At 69.6% G+C, this 19,849-nt stretch carries 16 protein-coding genes; 7 read left to right on the plus strand and 9 right to left on the minus strand.

Going from position 1 to position 19,849, the window contains the following annotated elements; all coding sequences use genetic code 11:
• The first annotated feature begins 11 nt into the window (after positions 1 to 11).
• Both G6N53_RS03235 and lipE read left to right on the plus strand, forming a co-directional pair.
• On the plus strand, positions 12 to 464 hold the full coding sequence (locus G6N53_RS03235; protein ID WP_163887084.1) for an Rv1352/Rv1906c domain-containing protein: 453 nt from the start codon (positions 12 to 14) through the stop codon (positions 462 to 464).
• Positions 461 to 1,723, plus strand: coding sequence for a lipase LipE (gene lipE, locus G6N53_RS03240; protein ID WP_163895403.1), 1,263 nt, complete (start codon positions 461 to 463; stop codon positions 1,721 to 1,723). The genes G6N53_RS03235 and lipE overlap by 4 nt, the downstream gene beginning before the upstream one ends.
• On the opposite strand, the gene G6N53_RS03245 is transcribed toward lipE, so the two are convergent.
• From G6N53_RS03245 to G6N53_RS03255, 3 genes are read right to left on the minus strand one after another with little or no spacing between them, the layout of a single operon-like run.
• Complete coding sequence (locus tag G6N53_RS03245; RefSeq protein WP_163887086.1) at positions 1,720 to 2,838, minus strand: FAD-dependent oxidoreductase; 1,119 nt, start codon at positions 2,836 to 2,838, stop codon at positions 1,720 to 1,722. The genes lipE and G6N53_RS03245 overlap by 4 nt on opposite strands.
• Positions 2,835 to 3,728, minus strand: a complete 894-nt coding sequence (locus tag G6N53_RS03250) for a DUF1295 domain-containing protein (RefSeq protein ID WP_205390268.1) — start codon at positions 3,726 to 3,728, stop codon at positions 2,835 to 2,837. Before G6N53_RS03250 ends, G6N53_RS03245 begins: the two co-directional genes overlap by 4 nt.
• Positions 3,729 to 3,732: 4 nt before the next feature.
• Positions 3,733 to 4,515 (minus strand): glutaminyl-peptide cyclotransferase, encoded by a 783-nt coding sequence (locus G6N53_RS03255; RefSeq protein ID WP_163887088.1) that lies wholly within the window; start codon positions 4,513 to 4,515, stop codon positions 3,733 to 3,735.
• A gap of 30 nt (positions 4,516 to 4,545) precedes the next feature.
• Here G6N53_RS03255 and G6N53_RS03260 point away from each other — a divergent pair, with 30 nt between their 5' ends.
• Complete coding sequence (locus tag G6N53_RS03260) at positions 4,546 to 5,706, plus strand: zinc-binding dehydrogenase (RefSeq protein WP_163887090.1); 1,161 nt, start codon at positions 4,546 to 4,548, stop codon at positions 5,704 to 5,706.
• 57 nt (positions 5,707 to 5,763) lie between these two features.
• Positions 5,764 to 7,017 (plus strand): HNH endonuclease signature motif containing protein, encoded by a 1,254-nt coding sequence (locus G6N53_RS03265; RefSeq protein ID WP_163887092.1) that lies wholly within the window; start codon positions 5,764 to 5,766, stop codon positions 7,015 to 7,017.
• Here the strand turns inward: G6N53_RS03265 and G6N53_RS03270 are convergent.
• From G6N53_RS03270 to G6N53_RS03290, 5 genes are all read right to left on the minus strand, one after another.
• Complete coding sequence (locus G6N53_RS03270; RefSeq protein WP_163887094.1) at positions 7,014 to 8,204, minus strand: FAD binding domain-containing protein; 1,191 nt, start codon at positions 8,202 to 8,204, stop codon at positions 7,014 to 7,016. The genes G6N53_RS03265 and G6N53_RS03270 overlap by 4 nt on opposite strands.
• A gap of 48 nt (positions 8,205 to 8,252) precedes the next feature.
• Positions 8,253 to 12,173 (minus strand): ATP-dependent RNA helicase HrpA, encoded by a 3,921-nt coding sequence (gene hrpA, locus G6N53_RS03275; protein ID WP_163887096.1) that lies wholly within the window; start codon positions 12,171 to 12,173, stop codon positions 8,253 to 8,255.
• A 25-nt stretch (positions 12,174 to 12,198) separates the two neighbouring features.
• A complete protein-coding gene (locus G6N53_RS03280) occupies positions 12,199 to 12,588 on the minus strand; it encodes a VOC family protein (protein ID WP_163887097.1) in 390 nt (129 codons plus the stop codon).
• The gene (locus G6N53_RS03285) at positions 12,575 to 13,000 is read right to left on the minus strand and encodes a hypothetical protein (RefSeq protein WP_163887099.1); all 426 of its coding nucleotides are present in this window, start codon (positions 12,998 to 13,000) and stop codon (positions 12,575 to 12,577) included. The genes G6N53_RS03280 and G6N53_RS03285 overlap by 14 nt, the downstream gene beginning before the upstream one ends.
• Positions 13,001 to 13,078: 78 nt before the next feature.
• Positions 13,079 to 13,972, minus strand: a complete 894-nt coding sequence (locus tag G6N53_RS03290) for a mycobacterial-type methylenetetrahydrofolate reductase (protein ID WP_163887101.1) — start codon at positions 13,970 to 13,972, stop codon at positions 13,079 to 13,081.
• Positions 13,973 to 14,150: 178 nt separating this feature from the next.
• On the opposite strand from G6N53_RS03290, the gene G6N53_RS03295 reads away from it, so the two are divergent.
• From G6N53_RS03295 to G6N53_RS03305, 3 genes are read left to right on the plus strand one after another with little or no spacing between them, the layout of a single operon-like run.
• Positions 14,151 to 15,293, plus strand: coding sequence for a PQQ-binding-like beta-propeller repeat protein (locus tag G6N53_RS03295; protein WP_163887103.1), 1,143 nt, complete (start codon positions 14,151 to 14,153; stop codon positions 15,291 to 15,293).
• A 10-nt stretch (positions 15,294 to 15,303) separates the two neighbouring features.
• Positions 15,304 to 16,761, plus strand: coding sequence for a protein adenylyltransferase SelO (locus G6N53_RS03300; protein ID WP_163887105.1), 1,458 nt, complete (start codon positions 15,304 to 15,306; stop codon positions 16,759 to 16,761).
• 53 nt (positions 16,762 to 16,814) lie between these two features.
• On the plus strand, positions 16,815 to 18,236 hold the full coding sequence (locus G6N53_RS03305) for a WS/DGAT/MGAT family O-acyltransferase (RefSeq protein ID WP_163887107.1): 1,422 nt from the start codon (positions 16,815 to 16,817) through the stop codon (positions 18,234 to 18,236).
• 7 nt (positions 18,237 to 18,243) lie between these two features.
• Here G6N53_RS03305 and G6N53_RS03310 read toward each other — a convergent pair whose 3' ends face one another.
• Positions 18,244 to 19,848, minus strand: a complete 1,605-nt coding sequence (locus G6N53_RS03310) for a PucR family transcriptional regulator (RefSeq protein WP_163887109.1) — start codon at positions 19,846 to 19,848, stop codon at positions 18,244 to 18,246.
• Between the last annotated feature and the right edge of the window lies 1 nt (position 19,849).

Raw genomic sequence — 19,849 nt, forward strand, 5'->3', positions numbered from 1 at the left:
ACTGACTTCCTATGAGGCCGACGAAAACAGCCGCGGTGGCCGCGGCGGTGCTGACAGGGTGGTGGATCGCCGCTGCGCCGGTCCAGGCCCAGCCCGCTCCCCCGCCTTCGCCGCCCACACCCGCTCCCGTTCCCGCCGAAGCGGCGAAGACGACCATCGACGCCGACGGGTCCTATGCGGTGGGCACCGATATTCTCCCCGGGGTCTACCAGTCAGCGGGCCCGATCGACGACGGTGCCTGCTACTGGAAGCGCACCGCGGGCGACGAGCTGGTCGACAACGCGCTGACCAAGAAGCCGGCGTTCGTCGAGATCCTGCCGACGGACACCACGTTCTCCACCAGTGACTGCCAGGCCTGGCAGCTCACCAACGCCCCCATGCCGCCGCAGCCCGGACCCGGCGACCTGCTGGGCCAGCTGACCGGCTTGGTCGGCAGCGGCTTCTTCTCCGGGGGACCCCGCTGACCGGCAGCAGAACCACCGTCTCCGACAACGGAGGCAGGATCGCCGTCCCCGCCGACCTCGAGGCGGTCACCTCGGTCGGCGAGGAGGACCACTCCCGAGTGGAGTCGGCGGCAGTGGAGCGCATCTGGCAGGCGGCCAGGCACTGGTACGCGGCGGGCATGCAGCCGGCGATCCAGTTGTGCCTGCGCCGTGACGGCCGGGTGATCCTCGACCGCGCCATCGGCCACGGCTGGGGCAACGGTCCCACCGACCCGCCGGACGCCGAGAAGGTGGCGGTCTCGACGACGACGCCGTTCTGCGTCTACTCCGCCGCCAAGGCGATCACCACGACCGTCACCCACATGCTCGTCGAGCGGGGGCAGTTCTCGCTCGACGACCGGGTGTGTGACCACCTGCCGGGTTACACCAGCCACGGAAAGGACCGCACCACGATCCGCCACGTGCTGACCCACAGCGCGGGCGTACCGTTCGCCACCGGGCCCAGGCCCGACCTCAGGCGGATGGACGACAGCGACTACACCCGCGACATGCTGGGCAAGATGAAGCCGGTATACCGGCCCGGCTTGGTGCACATCTACCACGGCGTGACGTGGGGACCGCTGATGCGCGAAATCATCTCGGCCGCAACAGGGCGCAGCATCCGCGACATTCTGCACGAGGAGATCCTGGCCCCCCTGGGGTTCCGGTGGACGAACTACGGCGTTGCCCCCGTTGACGTTCCGTTGGTCGCACCCAGTCACGTCACCGGCAAACCGTTGCCCGCACCCATCGCGAAGGCATTCAAGGCTGCCGTCGGCGGCACCATGACCCAGATCATCCCGTTCTCGAACACGCCGGAGTTCCTCACCGGGGTGATCCCGTCGTCGAACACGGTCTCCAATGCCAACGAGCTCTCCAGGTTCGCCGAGATCCTCTGTCGTGGAGGTGAACTCGACGGTGTTCGGGTGATGTCCGCACAGACGCTACGGGCCGCGACCGCCGAGTCCCGGCGACTGCGCCCCGACCTCGCCACCGGTCTGGCGCCGATGCGCTGGGGCACCGGCTACATGCTGGGCTCCAGGCGTTTCGGGCCGTTCGGCCGCGATGCCTCCGCCGCGTTCGGCCACACCGGGCTGACCGACATCGCGGTGTGGGCCGACCCGTCACGTGCGCTCTCGGTGGCGGTGGTCAGCAGCGGCAAGCCTGGTGGGCACCGCGAGGCCAAGCGCTACCCGCAGCTGCTGGACCGGATCAACGCCGAGATCCCCCGCGTCGGCTAATCCCCGCGCACGCCGCGGTAGATGCCCCGGTTCACGATCCACGGCAGCAGCACCCGCTCGAACGACCAGGCCGGGAACCGGAAAGCCCTGCCGTTGGGGGCGAACACCTCGAGCCCGTCGGGCTGGATGCCGAGCACCGATCCCCAGCGCCGCTTCGGCGGCCGGTAACTCTTGAGGTCCGCGGCCGCCTTGCCCGCCAGCACGGCCCGCACGTTGCCGGCGAGCAGTCCGTCGGCGCGGTTGCGCGCCGAGCTGCGCAACGGGTCGGTGGCGGCGACGTCGCCCACCGCGAACACCTCGGGGTGCCCCGGCACCTGGAGTTCGGGGGTGACGGTGACGAACCCGTGCTCGTCGAGGATGTCGGCGGGCAGCCACCCGGTGTTGGGGGTGACCCGCCCGATCGCCCACAGCACCGCGTCGGCGGATGCGGGGGGCTGCCCGGTGCTCCACTGCACCGGATCCGTCGTCAGCTCGTCGCCGGTGAACCCGTCCGCGAGAACCGCGCGGTGGCCGGGATGCAGCCCGACCCCGGCCTCGGAGAGCCTGCGCTGCACCGTGGCCCAGGTGCGGGGGTGATGCCCGGCGAGCGCCCGGTCGCCGGGGTAGTAGAGATCAACACGCTTGGTCGGCCAGGTGGTCGCGATCTGGGCGGCGCTGCTCACCGCCGCGGCGCCCCCTCCGACGACGATCACCGAACGTGCGGCGGCCAGGCGCTCGTGCGGGCCGCGCAGGTCGGCGTTGATCTCGTCGGTCGTCTGCAGCGTCGGCCGCCGCCAGAAGCCATTGGTGACGCCGGTGGCGATGACGAGCACGTCGTAGCCGAACGCGGTGGTGGCGCCGTCGGTTTCGGTGACGGTGACGGCACGGGAATCGAGATCGACACCGGTCAGGGTGCCGTGCACCGCACGGACCCGGTCCAGGCCGCGGAACCGGCCGAACGGGACCCAGTTGTGCCGGGCCCACTCGTCGGGCCGCGCCAGCCGCCAGCCGAGCTCCTGGCCGCTGACCAGTCCGGGCTTGGCCGAGATCCCGACGACGTCGGCATGCTTGGCCAGCTTGATCGCGGTCAGCACCCCGATATCGCCCAGCCCGGCGATGAGGACCCGACGCGTCACACGCGGACCTTGCCGGGTGGGCGGGGCACGAACCGTGACACCCGGTCGACGACCGCCTGATAGCCGGGCCGCCGCTGCAGGCTGCGGGTCTCCATCATCGGGATGCTGGCACCCAGGAACATCGCCAGCATCGCCGCCGCGCCGACGAACAGCCACCAGGCGTCGCCGGGCGACGCCGCCACGCCGAACAGCGCCAGCGCGAACCAGAATCCGAACTCGCCGAAGTAGTTCGGGTGTCGCGACCAGCTCCACAGGCCGCGGTCCATCACCTCGCCGGGCTTCCGGTCCTTGACGAAGCGGTGCATCTGCCCGTCGGCGACGAATTCGAGCGCGACCGCAGCCGTGCCCACGAAGAACGCGACGACGGTCAGCCATGCCCACCCAGTGCCGGGGGTGGTGACGGCAACGTAGACCGGCAGCATCCCGAGGAACACCTGCACGGTGGGGATCACGTGGATCGCCACCAGGTCGGCGACGAACTCCCATCGGCCCGCCCGCTCCCGGAACATCGGGTAGCGCCAATCCTCGTGGTGCAGACCGGGAAAGCTGTACACCCAGTTGCCGGTGAGCCGCACCGCCCACACCACCACGAGCGTCGCTACCAGCCAGATCCGCCACGGTTCTGCGGCACCGCTGTCGGCCCACCAGAAGAACAGCAGCAGCGGCGGAATGACGCTCCAGTACGCGTCGTAGAAGCTGGAGTTGCGGTACCGCCGGCTGAAGCCGAACACCACCAGCGTCGCGAGGACGTCGGCGATCAGCGTATCCAGCCACAGCATGCCGGTGGTGGGACCCCACACCAGCCAGGCGGCCGCCACTGCGATGGCCAGAACGTACGCGGTCGTGACGAGGGTCAACGAGCGGGCTTTGCTCACGGTCTGATCATGCATGACGTCACCGGCCGAGCTGGACGCGGAACGTCTTCGGCCAATACTTGCCGGTGAGCAGGAACTCACTGCCCTGGACGTGTGCGATGCCGTTGAGAACCTGAGCCGACGGCGGAATCCCGCGCGTCCGCAATCCCGAGGCGTTCACGACCAGATCGACCACCCCGGTCCCCGGATCGATGCGCACGATGTCGTCACCCGGCCAGACGTTGGCCCAGACCTGCCCGCCGACACACTCCAACTCGTTGAGGCCGCCCAGGGCCTGACCGTCACGGGTGACTTCGACGCCGCCGGTTTCGGCGAAGTCGTCTGTGTTCTGGAACCGCAGCCTGCTGGTCCCGTCACTGCGGATCAGCCGTTCGCCGTCGTGGCACAAGCCCCAGCCCTCGCCGTCCAGCGGCACTTCCCGGGTGGGCGCCAGCGTCGCGGTGTCCCATTCGACCGCCACCCCGTCCTGGTAGGTGAGCTGCCAGATCCGGTCCCCCGCCACGGTGATCCCCTCACCGAAGTAGTCGTTCGGGACCGGAACCTGCCGGCGCACCTCACCGGTTGCCGGGTCGAGTTCACGCAGCTGGGAGGCGCCGGCGAGTCCGGTGCCCTCGTAGAGAACCGATCCGTCGATCTCCAGTCCCTGAGTGAACGCTTCGGGGTCGTGCGCCAACTCCTCCAGCACGACGGGTTCGATCACCGGGACGGTCGGGGCGCCCGGCCCGGCGTTGGCGGCGGTGACGGCCGTCCACCCGACCGCGACGACGACGGCGGCCCCCGCCCACATCCGAAGCTTCCTCATACGGTGGTTCTACCGTGCAACGATGGCGGAATGAAAGCGGTCAGTTGTGTGCGCAGCACCCTGGAAGTGGTCGACCTACCGGCCCCGAAGCCCGCCGAGGGCCAGATCGTGCTCGAGGTGTTGCGCTGCGGCATCTGCGGATCGGACCTGCACGCCAAGGACCACGCCGACGAGCTCACCGAGGTGATGGCCGAAGGTGGCTACACCGACTTCATGCGCAGCGACACCCCGGTGGTGATGGGTCACGAATTCTGCGGGACGGTCGCAGAGCGGGGACGCAAGGTCGGCAAGGAGTTCACCCCGGGCACGACGGTGGTGTCCTTCCCGCTGGTGAGGGCGCAGGGCGGGGTTCATCTGACCGGACTGTCGCCGGTGGCGCCCGGTGGTTACGCCGAGCAGGTGTTGGCCGAGGCGGCACTGTCCTTCGTCGTCCCCAACGGCCTGGATCCGGCGACCGCCGCGCTCACCGAGCCGATGGCGGTGGCCTACCACGCCATCAGGCGCAGCGAGATCAGCCGCAAGGATGTCGCGATCGTGCTCGGCTGTGGGCCCGTCGGGCTGGCGGTCATCTGCCACCTGAAAGCCCGCGGCGTGGGCACCATCGTCGCGAGCGACTTCTCGCCCGGACGTCGGGCGTTGGCCTCCAGGTGCGGTGCCGACATCGTCGTCGACCCCGCGGTGGACTCCCCGTACGAGGCCGTGCCCGCCAAGCAGCAGGGCCTGACCGCGCTGCCCGCCCTGTACGAGCTCGGCGTCGGGTCGATGGAGAAACTGCGGCGGCTGCCGGGTTGGTCTCATGTGTACCGGGCGGTGGACCGGCTCGGGGCCACCGCACCCAAGCGGCCGGTGATCTTCGAGTGTGTCGGCGTGCCGGGGATGATCGACGGTGTCATCGGTGCGGCACCGTTGGCCTCACGGATCGTCGTCGTCGGGGTGTGCATGGGCGACGACAAGCTGCGCCCGGCGATGGCGATCGGCAAGGAGATCGACATCCGCTTCGTCTTCGGTTACACGCCTTTGGAATTCCGTGACACGCTGCACCTGCTTGCCGAGGGCAAGGTGGATGCGTCGGCGCTGGTGACCGGCACAGTCGGGCTGGACGGCGTCGCGACGGCATTCCAGGCGCTCGGCGACCCGGAGAAGCACGCCAAGATCATGATCGACCCAGCCAGTCAGGCGACTACGCCCTAGCCTCGAGGTCACGGCGCGAGCGCCGGATTTGTCGGTGGCTTCTGTTTTGATGGTGGTATGTCTTCGGCGGCAACTTCTTTGGCTCCCAAGGAGCGTCTTGAGGTGTTGTTCGACGAGTTGGCCCAGTTGGCTGGGCAGCGTAATGCGATCGATGGTCGGATCGTGGAGATCGTCGCCGAGATCGACCGCGACGAACTCTGCGGGTTGACCGGGGCGCGTTCGGTGGCGGGGTTGGTGGCCTGGAAACTGGGCACCTCACCGTCCAACGCGCACACCATCACCACCATCGCGGGGCGGCTCGCAGAGTTTCCGCGCTGCACCCGAGGGTTGCGCGAGGGGCGGTTGTCGTTGGATCAGGTCGGGGTGATCGCCGGGCGGGCCGCCACCGGCTCCGATGAGCATTACGCGCAGCTGGCCGAGTCGGCGACGGTCACCCAACTGCACACCGCCCTCAACGCGGCGCCCCGACCCAAGCCAGAACCCAAGCCGCAACCCGAGCCCGACCCGGTGTGGGAGCGGTCGGTCATCAAAACCGGTGACGACACCCATGCCACCTACCGGATCCGGCTACCGCACGCTGAGGCGGCGGTCGTCGACGCCGCGCTGGCCTCTCATCTCGAAGCGCTGGTCACCGCGTGGCGACACGACCACGACACCGGTGGTCAGGTGTCGGATCAGGCGCCGCCGTTTCCGAGCACCGTGGATGCGTTCATGAGTGTGGTTGAAGCCGGCTGGGACAGCGAGGTGGCGCGCCGGCCGCACGGCCAACGCACCACCGTCATCGCCCACCTCGACGTCGACCAGCAGGTCGCGTCGCTGCACCTCGGTCCCTTGTTGTCCGACAGTGAGCGTCGCTTGATGCTCTGTGATGCGACGTGTGAGGTGTGGTTCGAACGCCATGGCCGGGTGATCGGCGCCGGTCGGGCGACCCGGACGGTCAACCGGCGGCTGCGCCGGGCGTTGGAGCATCGGGACCGCTGCTGCGTGGTCCCTGGGTGCGGGGCCACCCGGGGGCTGCATGCTCATCATCTGCGGCACTGGGAAGACGGCGGCCCCACCGAACTCGACAACCTGGTCCTGCTCTGCCCTTACCACCACCGCATGCACCACCTCGGCGGGATCACCCTCACCGGGCCCGCGCACCGCCTCACAGTCACCGACAACGAAGGCCAGGAACTCAGCGCGGGATCACTGGCCCGACCACCCACCACACCACCCCCGGCCGTCGCCCCCTACCCCGGACCGACCGGCGAACGCGCCCAATGGAAGTGGTACACCCCCTACCAACCACCACCACCAACAGACAACTAGGCCCCGTCGCCGTAGAGGCCCAACTTGTTGTCGGGATCGCCGGGCACCCAGGTGCAGTCGACCTGTAAGCGAGCGCCCATCGCCTTGGCCCGCTGCAGGAGCCGCTGCCCCAGTTCGAGCTGACCGGGCTCCCATGCGGCCAGCGCTTCGGTGATGTCTGCGTTCTCGGCCAGCGCGTCGTGAAGCGCCCAGGCGTTGGCCGCCGCCTTCGCCGTGCCCGCCGCCGGATGGGGTCGCGCGGCACTCGCCGCATCCCCGAGCAGCGCCACCCGGCCTGTAGCCATCCGGTGTGCCCCGACGTCGTAGACCGCCTGGAGGAAGGGTTGCTCGGTGCGCAGCACCACCTCGGCGACCGCAGGTGCCAGCAGTTCGACTGCCGCCGAACGCATTTCTTCGACGAACCGATCCTGCACCTGACCTGGATGCAGCGATACCTCTGCCGGAACACCACGCTTGTCGGTCATCAACTCACCGAGCTCGCGACCCGCGGCGACATTGCGGTACCAGACGTAGTTCATGGACCGCTCTCCCACCGCGAGACCGCCCTCGGGTGACGGGATCGGGTACATGGGGACGTGAGTTCCGGGCGCGACACAATAGGTGACCGAGTCGTGGAGTAGTTCGAACGTCCCGGCGGACAGCCGGCTTTCAGGCACCAGCCCCCGCCAGCCCACATAGCCCGCGTACTCGAGTCGGGCCTCGGGCGAGAGGTGGCGCCGGTTGGCCGAGCCGACGCCGTCGGCGAACACCACCAGGTCGGCGCGCTCAGACCGGCCGGAGGCGAATCGGACGTCGACGCCGTCGACGTCCTGGTCGAAGCCTGCGGCGTACTCCCCGAGGTGGTATCGGTCGCGCCCGAAATCCGCCAGCAATGCCCGGTGGAACGTGCCCCACGACGTGAACCGCCATGGCGCGGGCTCCCGGTACAGGATCGTGTTGCCGTCGCCCAGATATTGCATGAATCGGGTTGACGTGCTGACGGTTTCGGGGTGTTGATCGCTGCACTCGACGAACCAGCGCAACGTCTCGGGGTGCAGGACGATGCCGCCGCCCCGGCCGTCGAGGTCGGTGGGTGTGCGCTCGAAGACCTCGACGTCGAAACCCAGCCTGCGCAGCAGCAACGCGGTGGTCAGGCCACCGATCGAACCGCCGACGACCACGGCCCGGTAGCCGCTCCAGTCCTGCACGAAGCAAACACTAACGCCCGATCGTCGCTGCGACGTGAACCCGATCGCCTAGTCGTGGACCGCGTCCAGCGCGCGGAAGATCCGCTGTTCGCTGACCGGTCGTGCGGTGCCGAGTTGCTGGGCCCACAGGCTGACCCGCAGTTCCTCGATCAGCCACCCGATGTCGCGTACGTCCGCAGCCGCGGCACGCGCCGGGGACAGCGCCGCGAGCAGTTCATCGTAGGCGTCCTGCACCGCGGCCACCCGCGTCATCCGCTCGCGGTCGGCGTTGAGCGCGTGCGGTAGTCGCTCGAGACGCCGGCTCACTGCAGTGAGGTAGCGGGCGAGGTCACCCAGCCGGCTCATCCCCGTGGCGGCGACGAAGCCGACCGGCACCAGCCGCGCCAACTGGGCGCGGATGTCCGCAACCGCGTCGGCCTGGGCGGGGCTCGGCACGTCGGGCAGCGCGAGTTGCACGTCGTGCAGCGCGGCCAACACCTTCTCCACCCGGCGCACCACATCCAGGGTTCCGGCGACCAGCGTGCCGGTCAATCGAGTTCGGGCCGAGACGAATTCGGCTCTGGTCCAGACCGGCCCGGGAACGTGCAGCGCGACGGCGGCGTCGGCGCAGTCGTCGAGCAGTGCCGACAGAGTCCCATCCGGATTGTTGCCGAGCACCAGCTTGGTCCGCAGATCCAGTTCCCGCTCCACGGGTTTGGCGATCGACGGCCCCGCCAGCCGCAGCAGCCGGCGGCTCCCGGACGGCGCCGCGGCCTGCTGCTCGAGCTGGGTCGCGAACACCCGGATGGACACCGACGAACCTCCGTCGACCATCGCCGGGTACCCGCGGACGGTGTGCCCCGTCGTTCCGCTGCTCTCGACGACACGCGGCAGTTCGTCGATATCATCGGGCCAGTCGCGCAAGCCTGAACGCTCGAGCCCACCTGCCACCGCGGCCGCCACCGCCTGCCGGGCGGGTGCGGCGAGCTGGTGCTGCAGTTCGTCGAGGCTCTTGCCGCGGGCCACCACGGTGCCGTCACCGGATTCCACTGCGAAGGTGACCCGCAGGTGCGGCGGAAGCTTGTCCAGATCGAAGGCGTCGACGGGGACCAGGATTCCCGTCCGGCGCCGCAACTCCCGCTGCACCGCGTCGAGCAGCGGCCCACTGTCGGGGGTGATCGCCGCGAGCAACGCCCGCGCAGTATCGGGAGCTGGGACGAAGTTGCGCCGCAGATCCTTCGGAAGCGACCGGATCAACGCGGTGAGCAACTCCTCCCGCAATGCGGGCACCTGCCAGGCGAACTCGTCGCCGCCGAGGCGGGCCAGCACGTCAACCGGGACATGCACGGTGACGCCGTCGTCGGCGGCGCCGGGTTCGAACCGGTAGCTCAACGGCAGCGTCAGGTCGCCTGCGCGCCAGGCATCCGGATGCTCGTCGTCCTGTTCGGCGCGCATCAGATCTTCCCGGCGCATCGTGAGCAGGTCGGGGTTGCGGTGACGTTGTTTGCGCCACCACCCGTCGAAATGACGCGCCGACACGACGTCCGCGGGGATGCGCGCGTCGTAGAAGGCGTGCACCTCGTCGTCACCGACCAGCAGATCGCGCCGCCGGGCCCGTTCTTCCAGAGCGGCTAGCTCGGCCCGCAACCGGGTGTTGTCGCGGAAGAAGTGGTGCCGCGTCTCCCAATCGCCCTCGACCAGCGCGTGCCGGATGAACAGGTCCCGTGCCACCTCGGGGTTGATCTGCCCGTAGCCGACACGCCGGCGGGCGACGATCGGCAGCCCGTAGAGCGTCACCCGCTCATAGGCCATCACCGCACCGCGCTTCGAATCCCAGTGCGGCTCGCTGTAGGTCCGTTGCACCAGATGCTCGGCGACCCGTTCGACGGCCTCCGGCTCGATGCGCGCCGCGGTGCGGCCGTAGAGCCTGCTGGTCTCGACGAGGTCGGCGACCACAACCCAGCGCGGGGGCCGGCGGGTCAGCACCGAGCCGGGAGCCAGCACGAACTTGGTGTTGCGCGCCCCCGAGTACAGCCTGGAGTCGCGTCCCTCACTGTCGCGTAACCCGATGTGGGACAGCAGACCTGAGGTCAGAGCCGCGTGCACCGCTGCGGTGTCGGCCGGCTCGTCCTGCTCCCGGATCCCCAGATCCCGGCAGATGCTGCGCAGCTGTCCGACGAGATCCTGCCATTCGCGGATCCGCAGGTAGTGCAGGAACTCGTCGCGGCACATCCGGCGGAAAGAGCTTCCGGAACGCTCTTTTCGCTGCTCGGTCAGGTACCGCCACAGGTTGAGGTAGGACACGAAGTCCGAGGCCTCGTCGGCGAATCTTGCGTGCTTCTGGCGGGCGGCCTCCTCCCGGTCCACCGGCCGCTCTCGCGGATCGGGAATCGACAGCGCCGCAGCGATCACCAGGACTTCGCGCACGCACCCTTCAGCGTCGGCCTGCAGCAGCATCCTGCCCAGCCGTGGGTCCACCGGGATCTGCGCCAACCGGCGGCCCACGGTGGTCAGCTTCCCCGAGGCGTCGAACGCGCCGAGTTCCTGCAGCAGGCCTACGCCGTCGCGGATACTGCGCGCATCCGGTGGGTCGAGAAACGGAAAGTCCTCGACGGCACCGAGATCCAGTGCCGCCATCTGCAGGATCACCGCGGCGAGATTGGTGCGGAGCAGTTCGGGGTCGGTGTAGCGCGGACGGGCCTCGAAGTCGGCCTCCGAGTACAGCCGGATGCACACCCCCGGCGCCGTTCGCCCGCACCGCCCGGAGCGCTGCTGGGCCGACGCCTGCGAGATCGGCTCGATCGGCAGCCGCTGCACCTTGGTGCGGCGGCTGTAACGCGAGATGCGGGCAGTCCCGGGGTCGACGACGTAGCGGATGCCGGGGACGGTCAGCGACGTCTCGGCGACGTTGGTGGCCAACACGATGCGCCGCGCGGCACGGCTGGGCTGGAACACCTTCTGCTGATCGGCGGTGGGGAGCCTGGCGTAGAGCGGCAGCACCTCGGTGTTGTCGTCGAAGGCGCCGCGGAGCGCTTCGGCGGTGTCGCGGATCTCGCGCTCACCGGACAGGAACACCAGCACGTCGCCGGGGGGCTCGGCCGCGAGCTCGGCCACGGCGTCGACGATCGCCTCGGTCGGATCGCGCAGCTCCGTGCGCACCACCTCGTGGTCGGGGTCGTCAGGGTCCTCGACCCCGTCCCCGCCGGCGGCCGCGACTTCCAAGGGGCGGTACCGGATCTCGACCGGGTACGTGCGTCCCGACACCTCCACGATCGGCGCTCGACCGAAGTGGGCCGCAAAGCGCTCCGGCTCGATTGTCGCCGAGGTGACGATCACCTTCAGATCGGGACGCCGCGGTAGCAGTTCCCGCAGATAGCCGAGCAGGAAGTCGATGTTGAGGCTGCGTTCGTGAGCCTCGTCGAGGATCAGCGTGTCGTAGCGCAGCAGCCGACGGTCCCGTTGGATCTCGGCGAGCAGGATCCCGTCGGTCATCAGCTTCACCAGCGTGCGGTCGCTCACCTGGTCGGTGAAACGCACCGCGTACCCCACGGCCTCACCCAGCGGCGTGGCGAGTTCCTCGGCGATCCGCTGCGCGACCGTGCGCGCGGCCAGCCGCCGCGGTTGGGTGTGGCCGATGGTGCCGCGGATCCCGCGGCCCAGCTCCAGGCAGATCTTCGGCAGCTGCGTGGTCTTGCCCGACCCCGTCGCGCCGGCGACCACCACCACCTGGTTTTCGTTGATGGCTCTGGCGAGGTCGTCACGTCGCTCGCTGACGGGCAGGTCGGGGTAGCCGATCACCGGGACAGCGGCTTCGCGCGTCGCGACCAGCGCCTCAGCGGTGGTGAACTGCCCGGCGAGCTTGTCGAGCTGCTCGGCATTCGGGTTGCGCAGCTGCTTGAGCCTGCGCCCCAGCCGGGCGGCGTCGCGGATCGTCAGCCCGTCCAGGCGCGCCCGCAGCGCGCGAAGGTCGGCGGTGGACGGTTCGGACACTCCGGCAACGATAGGCGGCGGACCGTCAGTCCGCTCCGACCGTCGTCAGGCAGAACGGGTGCCCTACCGGGTCGAGCATGACCCGCCACATCGCCGGCTGCGCCTGGTTTTCGGCCTGGCGGGCGCCCAGCCGCTCGGCTCGGGCGACGGCGTCGTCGAGGTCGGTCACCGACACGTCGAGGTGCATCTGCTTGTGCTGGCCGGGGCCGGGCCACGTCGGCGGGACGTAGTCGGCGACGCGCATCATCGCCAGGATGTGGGCGCCGTCGGTGATGGCGACGACGCCGCCGTCGGGTGACTCGACCAGACGGCGCATCCCCAGCAGGCGGCCGTAGAAGTCAGCCAGTTCAGCCGGATCCGGGCAGTCGATCGAGGTCGCGCCCAGCCGGCCGACCGGTGCCTCAGCGTGCGTCATGCTCTCCACTCTGACATGGCGCCGTGACCACGGGCGAGAGCGCTCGGGTGCGGACGAACAGCACGGCACCTGCCAGCAGCACTTCGATAAGCGCCACCGCGGAGGCCAGTTGCATCGGCGAGGTCGCCGCGTCCGACAGCGAGCCGGGGACAGCGCCGTGATGGTGGGTACCGGCCATCGGCAGGTGCACACCGACCATCGCCAGGTTCATCACCGCCACCAGTACCCAGGCCCGCACCGTGTCCCGGGTCCACAGCTCGTACCCGCAGTACAGGCAGCCGACGAGCATCACCACCGTCAGCGCCGTCACCCACGGGGCCGCCGCCGGGGCGAGTGATGCGCCGTGCAGCACCGCCGAACCCACGGCCAGTACTGCCGCGGCCCGGCGGACGAGCCCGCTCGGTGTCCTCACAGAAGAAGTAGACCTCGCCGGGGCCGCGAACTCATCCCGAACGCCGCCGTCCCGCTGGTCGCGTTCTGGAGCTGACCGCTACGGCTGGTCGGGCGACCAGTACTCCAGCATCTCGGCGAGGGTCTCGAACGCGGGCGTGTTGACGCCGTAGGTCGCCTCGAAGTGCACGCTCAACGGGAAACCCAGCCCGCCGACGCCGTCGATGACGCGCTTGTAGAGGTCGAGCATCAGCTTTCGCCGCTGCACCGGTTCGGACCCGGCGAGCGTCCTGACGAATTCCTGCTCGGCGGCCACCGCCGCGTTCCCGGGATCCTGGATCAGCCAGTTGATCAGGCCGACCTTGCTCTCGATCTTGGGCACGAACCCGAACGAGAGCAGGATCTCGGGCCGGTGCTCAGTCGTCTGCGCGAACTCGGTGAGCATCGCGACGATGGCGTCCGAGTACAGCAGCTGCGTCATGCCGTAGGTGGCGCCCCGGTTGCATTTGAACTCGAAGCGGCCGTGTTCCCCGTCCCTGGTCGGGATCAGGATCACGCCACGGTTGGCGACGACGCTGTCGAACAGCGACAACGCGTCGGTCGGCGCGACGCCGGAGCCCTCGCCGTCGTTGAGGGTGCGCGGAACTCCCACGAACGCGATCCCGTCGAACCCGCTGTCGCCCAGCCGGGTCAGCCTGGCGCGCAGCGTCGGCTCGTCCATGAACGCGGTGACCTGTGTGCACAGGCCGTTGATGCCGGGCAGTTCCGGCTTGATCATCGACCAGAAGTCCAGGACGTCGAGCTTCGGCTTCATCTCGATTGGACGGTCGTCGTCCTCGTCGATCATCCCCGGGATCATCACGTGGCGGACACGTCCGGCCAGGCCGGCTTCCGCCGAACAGCGCAGCACCTTCTCGGCGTCCTCGAGGGCCCGCTCCCGGCCCCGATCGACGTTGGGCGGCACCAGCTCCAGAGCGATGGTGTTCAGGCTCACAGCGTTGCTCCACATCTGACGTCGGCTTGTCCCGGCGGCCCGGCCGATGTCACTGCCTCGGCCTCGTCCCCCGCCACCGGGAAAAATCACCATACCGACCCGCCGATTCCGGGGCTCGGTGCGGACGACCCGAGCGCACCCCACACCCGGGATCGTTCTTTACATTGAAGGGAGTCCCATGAAGATTCCCCAGAACCCCAAGACACTGCTCACGCTGGCGATACTGCTGATCGTCTGCCTGGTCACCGCCTGCACCGACCTGGAGCCTGCGCCGGGCACCACCTCGGTCACCACTCCGAGCCCGAGCTCGCCGTTCGACCCGACGACGCCACCACCGCCGCCCACCGGTCCGCTGCTGGCCTACCGGGCGGCCGATGAGCTGGGGCTCGTGGACGGCACCAGCGTGGTCGCCACTGCGCCGGGCGCCTTCGACGCCTCCAACGACCTGATCACCACCGAGGACGGCGGGTTCGTGTTCGCGCGGACCACCGACGGTCAGGTCGTCACGCTCGACGTGGCCACCGGTGACGCAGCCACCCGCGCGGTACCGGTGGGTCCGGTGCTGGGGACGGTCGGGCCTAGCTCCATCGTGTGGTGGGAGCAGCCGAACCGGCTCATGCAGCTCGATCTCGCGGACCCGGACTCGCAACCCGTGTTGCAGCAGACCGTCGATTTCCCGCCGGTCGCCGGCATCCCCCCGGCAGAGCCCCGGCTGATCGTCGCCCGCGGCGGTACCGCGGTGCTCGCGCGCGTGGAGGGTGCGCCGACGCCGTCCGGCGGTCCGGACACGCTCTACGCCGTGCACGGTCCGGGTGCGCCGTCACTGCTGGGGCAGGCTGACGCGAACACCCCGGTGTCGACCGCCCGGCTCAGTGCCGACGGGGCCTCGCTGGCCTATGCGCTGTACCGCAGCACCGACAGCACGTGCGGGACCGCTGCCGTGGTGGTGTCCGACGCGGCCGGGTCCCAGCAGATCTTCGACGTGGCGGGACCGGACGCGGCCACCGGGTCGAAGGTGCCGAAGCTGTGGTGGCCGACCACCGGCCTGCCGAAGCTGAGCCTGGGCATGTGGCGGTGCGACCGGCCGGAGACGTACCCGCCGCTGGTGTGGCAGGTGACCCCCGAGAGCATCGAACAGATCGTCCCGGCGACGTCCGCGCTGCAGACGGGCGACGTCGCACCGGGACAGCGTGCCCTGATCCTGCCGCGGACCGGCTCCTACACCGACCCGGTGGGAACCCTGGTGCTGGAGGAGAGTGACCGCCGCATCTCGATCAAGGACGGGGTCGACGCCATCGCCGTGATCCGGCCGGCTCCGTAGTCTGGATGGGGTGAGCATCGCACTGCAGGGCCGGTTCGCCCGGGAGCTGCCGGAGTTGGCGGTGAGCTGGAAGGCCGAGGCCGCACCCGAGCCGCAGCTGCTGGCGCTCAACGCGCCGCTGGCCGCCGAGCTGGGCCTCGACCCGGAATGGCTTCGCAGCCCCGAGGGACTGGGCCTGTTGGTGGGCACCACGGTCCCCGCCGGCGCCACCCCCGTGGCCCAGGGCTACGCCGGCCACCAGTTCGGCGGATTCGTTCCGCGCCTCGGGGACGGCCGGGCGCTGCTTCTCGGAGAGATGGTCGACGGCTCCGGCCGGGTGCGTGACCTCCACCTGAAGGGGTCCGGACGGACCCCGTTCGCCCGCGGTGGCGACGGGTTGGCGGCGGTCGGACCGATGGTGCGCGAGTACGTCATCAGCGAAGCCATGCACGCGCTGCGTATCCCGACGACACGTGCGCTGGCAGTGGTGGCCACCGGCCGCCCGGTGTACCGGGAGACGGTACTGCCCGGCGCTGTGCTGGCGAGGGTGGCCGACAGCCACCTGCGGGTGGGTTCGTTCCAGTACGCCGCGCTGGTGTCGCGGTCCACCGGGGATGTGGACGTGCTGCGCCGGCTGGCCGACCACGCCATCGCCCGTCACCACCCCGCGGCCGCCGAGTCCGACAACCGGTACCTCGCGTTGCTCGACGCCGTGATCGCGGTCCAGGCCGAACTGATCGCCCGGTGGATGCTGGCCGGTTTTGTGCACGGGGTGATGAACACCGACAACATGACGATCTCGGGCGAGACGATCGACTACGGACCGTGTGCGTTCATGGAGAGCTTCGACCCGGCGACGGTGTTCAGCTCGATCGACAGCGGGGGCCGCTACGCCTACGGCAACCAGCCCGGGATCGCGCTGTGGAACCTGGCCCGGTTCGCCGAGACACTGCTTCCGCTGCTGGCGCAGGACACCGACCAGGCGATCACGCTCGCCGAGACGTCGCTGGGCGCGTTCCCGGGCCGCTACGAGGAACGTTGGTCGGCGGGCATGCGGGCCAAACTCGGAATCGCCGACGCCCCCGCCGACGTGGTGGCCCCGCTGGTCGAGGATCTTCTCACGCAGATGCAGCAGAGCCAGGTCGACCACACCTCGTTCTATCGCCGGCTGAGCAGGGCGGCCCGCGGGGACGCCGAGCCGGCCCGGGGAGAGTTCCTCGACCTCGCCGCCTTCGACAGCTGGACCGCCCGCTGGCGCGCCCTGGGCCCGGATCCGGAGGCGATGGACCTGGTCAACCCCGTCTACATTCCGCGCAACCACCTGGTGGAGGAGGCGCTGACGGCGGCGACCTCCGGTGACCTGGCACCCCTGGGAGGGCTGCTCGAGGCGGTCGGGTCGCCGTTCGACGAACGGCCGGGGTTCGAGCGCTACGCTGAGCCGGGCGAGAAGGAGTTCAGCAGCTCCTTCCGAACTTTCTGTGGAACCTGACCGCACGGGCGTACCGTGGCGGGAACCGTAGCAGCTAACCCACAGGAGAGCCCTTGAGCGGCAACAGCGTCAGGCTTGGGCTCCAGGACCTGATTTTCATCTACGGCGAGACATCGAGTTCGAAGATGCACGTCGCCGGGCTGCTGCCGTTCACGCCACCCGCCGACGCACCGCGGGACTACCTGCGGGAGATGATCGACGAAGCACGGCGCCAGGAGGTGATGGCACCGTGGAATCGCAAACTGGCCCACCCGCGGTTGCAGTTCAGCCCGGTGCACACCTGGGTCACCGACGAGGACTTCGACTTCGACTATCACGTCCGGCGCTCGGCGCTGGCCAGCCCGGGTGATGAACGGGAGCTGGGCATCCTGGTCTCCCGGCTGCACAGCAACCACCTCGATCTGACCCGTCCGCCGTGGGAGATCCACGTCATCGAAGGGCTCGAGGGCGGCCGGTTCGCGTTGTACATGAAGATCCACCATGCGCTCGTCGACGGTTACAGCGCGATGCGGATGCTGGCGCGCAGCCTGTCGACGGACCCGCAGTCGCGGGACACCCGGATGTTCTTCAACGTGCCGACACCGAAACGGGAGCGTCGCACGCCCCCGTCACCGACGAATCTTCTGACCTCCACGCTGCGGACGCTCGGCGGTTTCGGCTCCCAGATCACCGGTGGTGTCAGCTCGGCGGTCGATCTGACCAATGCGCTCGTCAACACCCAGATCCGGCGCGACGGCGAGTTCTCCCGGATCGCCGGTTCGGCGTCGGCACCGCACAGCATTCTCAACGCGCGGATCAGCCGCAACCGCAGGTTCGCCACCCAGCAGTACGAATTCGACCGGTTGCGGGCGCTGAGTTCCCAGCACGGCGCGACGATCAACGACGTGGCGCTGGCGATCATCGGGGGTGGTCTGCGCAAGTTCCTCACCGATTTCGACAAGCTGCCGGACCGCTCCCTGATCGCCTTCCTTCCGGTCAACGTGCGGCCCAAGGGAGACGAGGGCGGTGGAAACGCGGTGGGGGCCATCCTGGCTCCGATGGGCACCGACATCGAGGACCCGGTCGAGCGGCTGGAGACGATCACCGCGGCGACGCGCGCCTCCAAGGCGCAGCTGCAGACGATGTCACCGACGGCCATCATCGCCTACACCGCGGCACTGCTGGCACCGGCGGGCGGACAGGTCGCCAGCGCGCTGACTGGTGTGCAGCCGCCGTGGCCGTACACCTTCAACCTGTGCGTGTCCAACGTTCCCGGACCGCGGGAGCCGTTGTTCTTCAACGGATCCCGGCTGGAGGCGACGTTCCCGGTGTCGATCCCGATTCACGGGATGGCGCTGAACATCACGCTGCAGAGCTACGCAGAGACGATGAACTTCGGTTTTGTCGGCTGCCGCGACGCGCTGCCGCATCTGCAACGACTCGCGGTGTACACCGGTGATGCGCTGGGCGATCTGGAAAAGGCCTCGCTGCGCTGACCCGGCGCTAACCGGGCGTAGCCTCGGCCCGGCTACGCGCATCGAGAACCAGCAGCGCGACGTGCAGCGACGTCCTGGACTCGCCGTCGTCGAGATCGACCCCGAGACGGTCGCCGATGCGAGCCAGGCGCTTGTACAGCGCGGGCCGGCTGATGTGCAGCCGCTCGGCGGCAGCCACCTTGTTTCCCGCGGCGGCCAGGTACTCGCGCAGCACCGCGATGTCGGAAGGGGCGACCCGGTCATCTTCTGCCAGCAGTGGTCTGAGCTCGGTCTCGGCGAACCGCTGTACCCGTCTGTCGTCGCGGAGCAGCGTGACGAGACCACGCAGCCTGGTGTCCGCGGCACGGAAGTAGGGCCGCGGATCCCCCATCGACAGCGCCACTTCGGCGATGTGAGCGGCTTCGGCGAGCCCGGCGATGGCGTCCGTCACCGCGTTCACCTCAACGGCCAACGCCAGTACCGAATTCTGCGGGGCGTCGACGCGCGTGACCTCGCGGCGCAACGCTTCGCCGAGCGCCGTCAGGGATTTCGGCACCGCGGAGGTTTTGGAGTCCTTCAGCGCGAGGACGGCGCCGACCTCGCCGTCACCGCGCAGTGCGAACAGCCCCGTGTGGCCGGCCGCGTTGACGGTGTGCGCGACGGCGTCGAGCAGGGCGACATTGCGGCGATGGCGGGCAACAGGATCGCCGGCCCGCTTGTGTCGTTCGACCCTGACCACGGCCGGGAGGTAGTGCGTCGAGGCCCGGAGCCCGAGTGCGTGCGCCCGGGCGGCGGCCTCGCGTTCCTCGGTGATCCGGCCTTGGCGCACGTCGTCGATCAGACCGCTCTGGGCCTGCTGCTGCAGCCCGGACCGGTCGCGTTCGATCATCCGGTGCAAAGCCAGTGCCGCGGCCGCGCGCTCGAGGACCATCGTCGCCCGACCGGAGTCCGCCGGAGAGCGTGGCACGACCAGACGTCCCCACTCCTCGGTGCGGGGTCCGACCGCCGTCGTCGCCCATGACTCGCCGCCGGCACCCGGACTCCGTCGCGAGCGGCGCTCCCAGTCCTGGAGCGTAGAGGCGTGGGCACCTGCGGACACCGCGAGCGCACGGTGCGAAAGATCCTCCAGCACAACGGGTTCGTCGAGCATCCGGGCTGCGGCGTCCACGATCCCCGCGACCGAGGCTCTGCGCATGCTCAGCTCGGTGAACGTCTCGTGAACGCGGCGATCGAAGGCGACCTCCTCGTACTGTTCGGCGACGATCCTGCGGTGCACCGCCTCGGTCACCTCGACGAACCGGATCGGACGGTGCAGCACGACCAGCGCCAGGCCGAGTTCCTCCGCGATCGGCGCGGCATTGCCCGGAAGGACCGGCAGCCGGTCCCCCAGCTCCACCACCACGCCGATCGCGCCGGCGGACGCCAGGCGCTGCAGATACTTTCGCGGTGACCGCGCCAGCGCCGCGCCGGTAGTCAGCACCAGCTCGCCGCCCTGCAGCAGGGCGGACAGATCGGCCAGGTCGCTGCCGTGCACCCACCGCAGCGGCTCGTCCCAGCGTCGTGCTGAGAGCACCTCCGGGGCACCGGACTGCACCACGGGCAACCCGATGACGTCCCCTACGGTCAGTGTCATG

It is taken from the genome of Mycolicibacterium hippocampi (assembly GCF_010723735.1).
In the GTDB taxonomy this organism is placed as follows: Bacteria; Actinomycetota; Actinomycetes; order Mycobacteriales; family Mycobacteriaceae; genus Mycobacterium; species Mycobacterium hippocampi.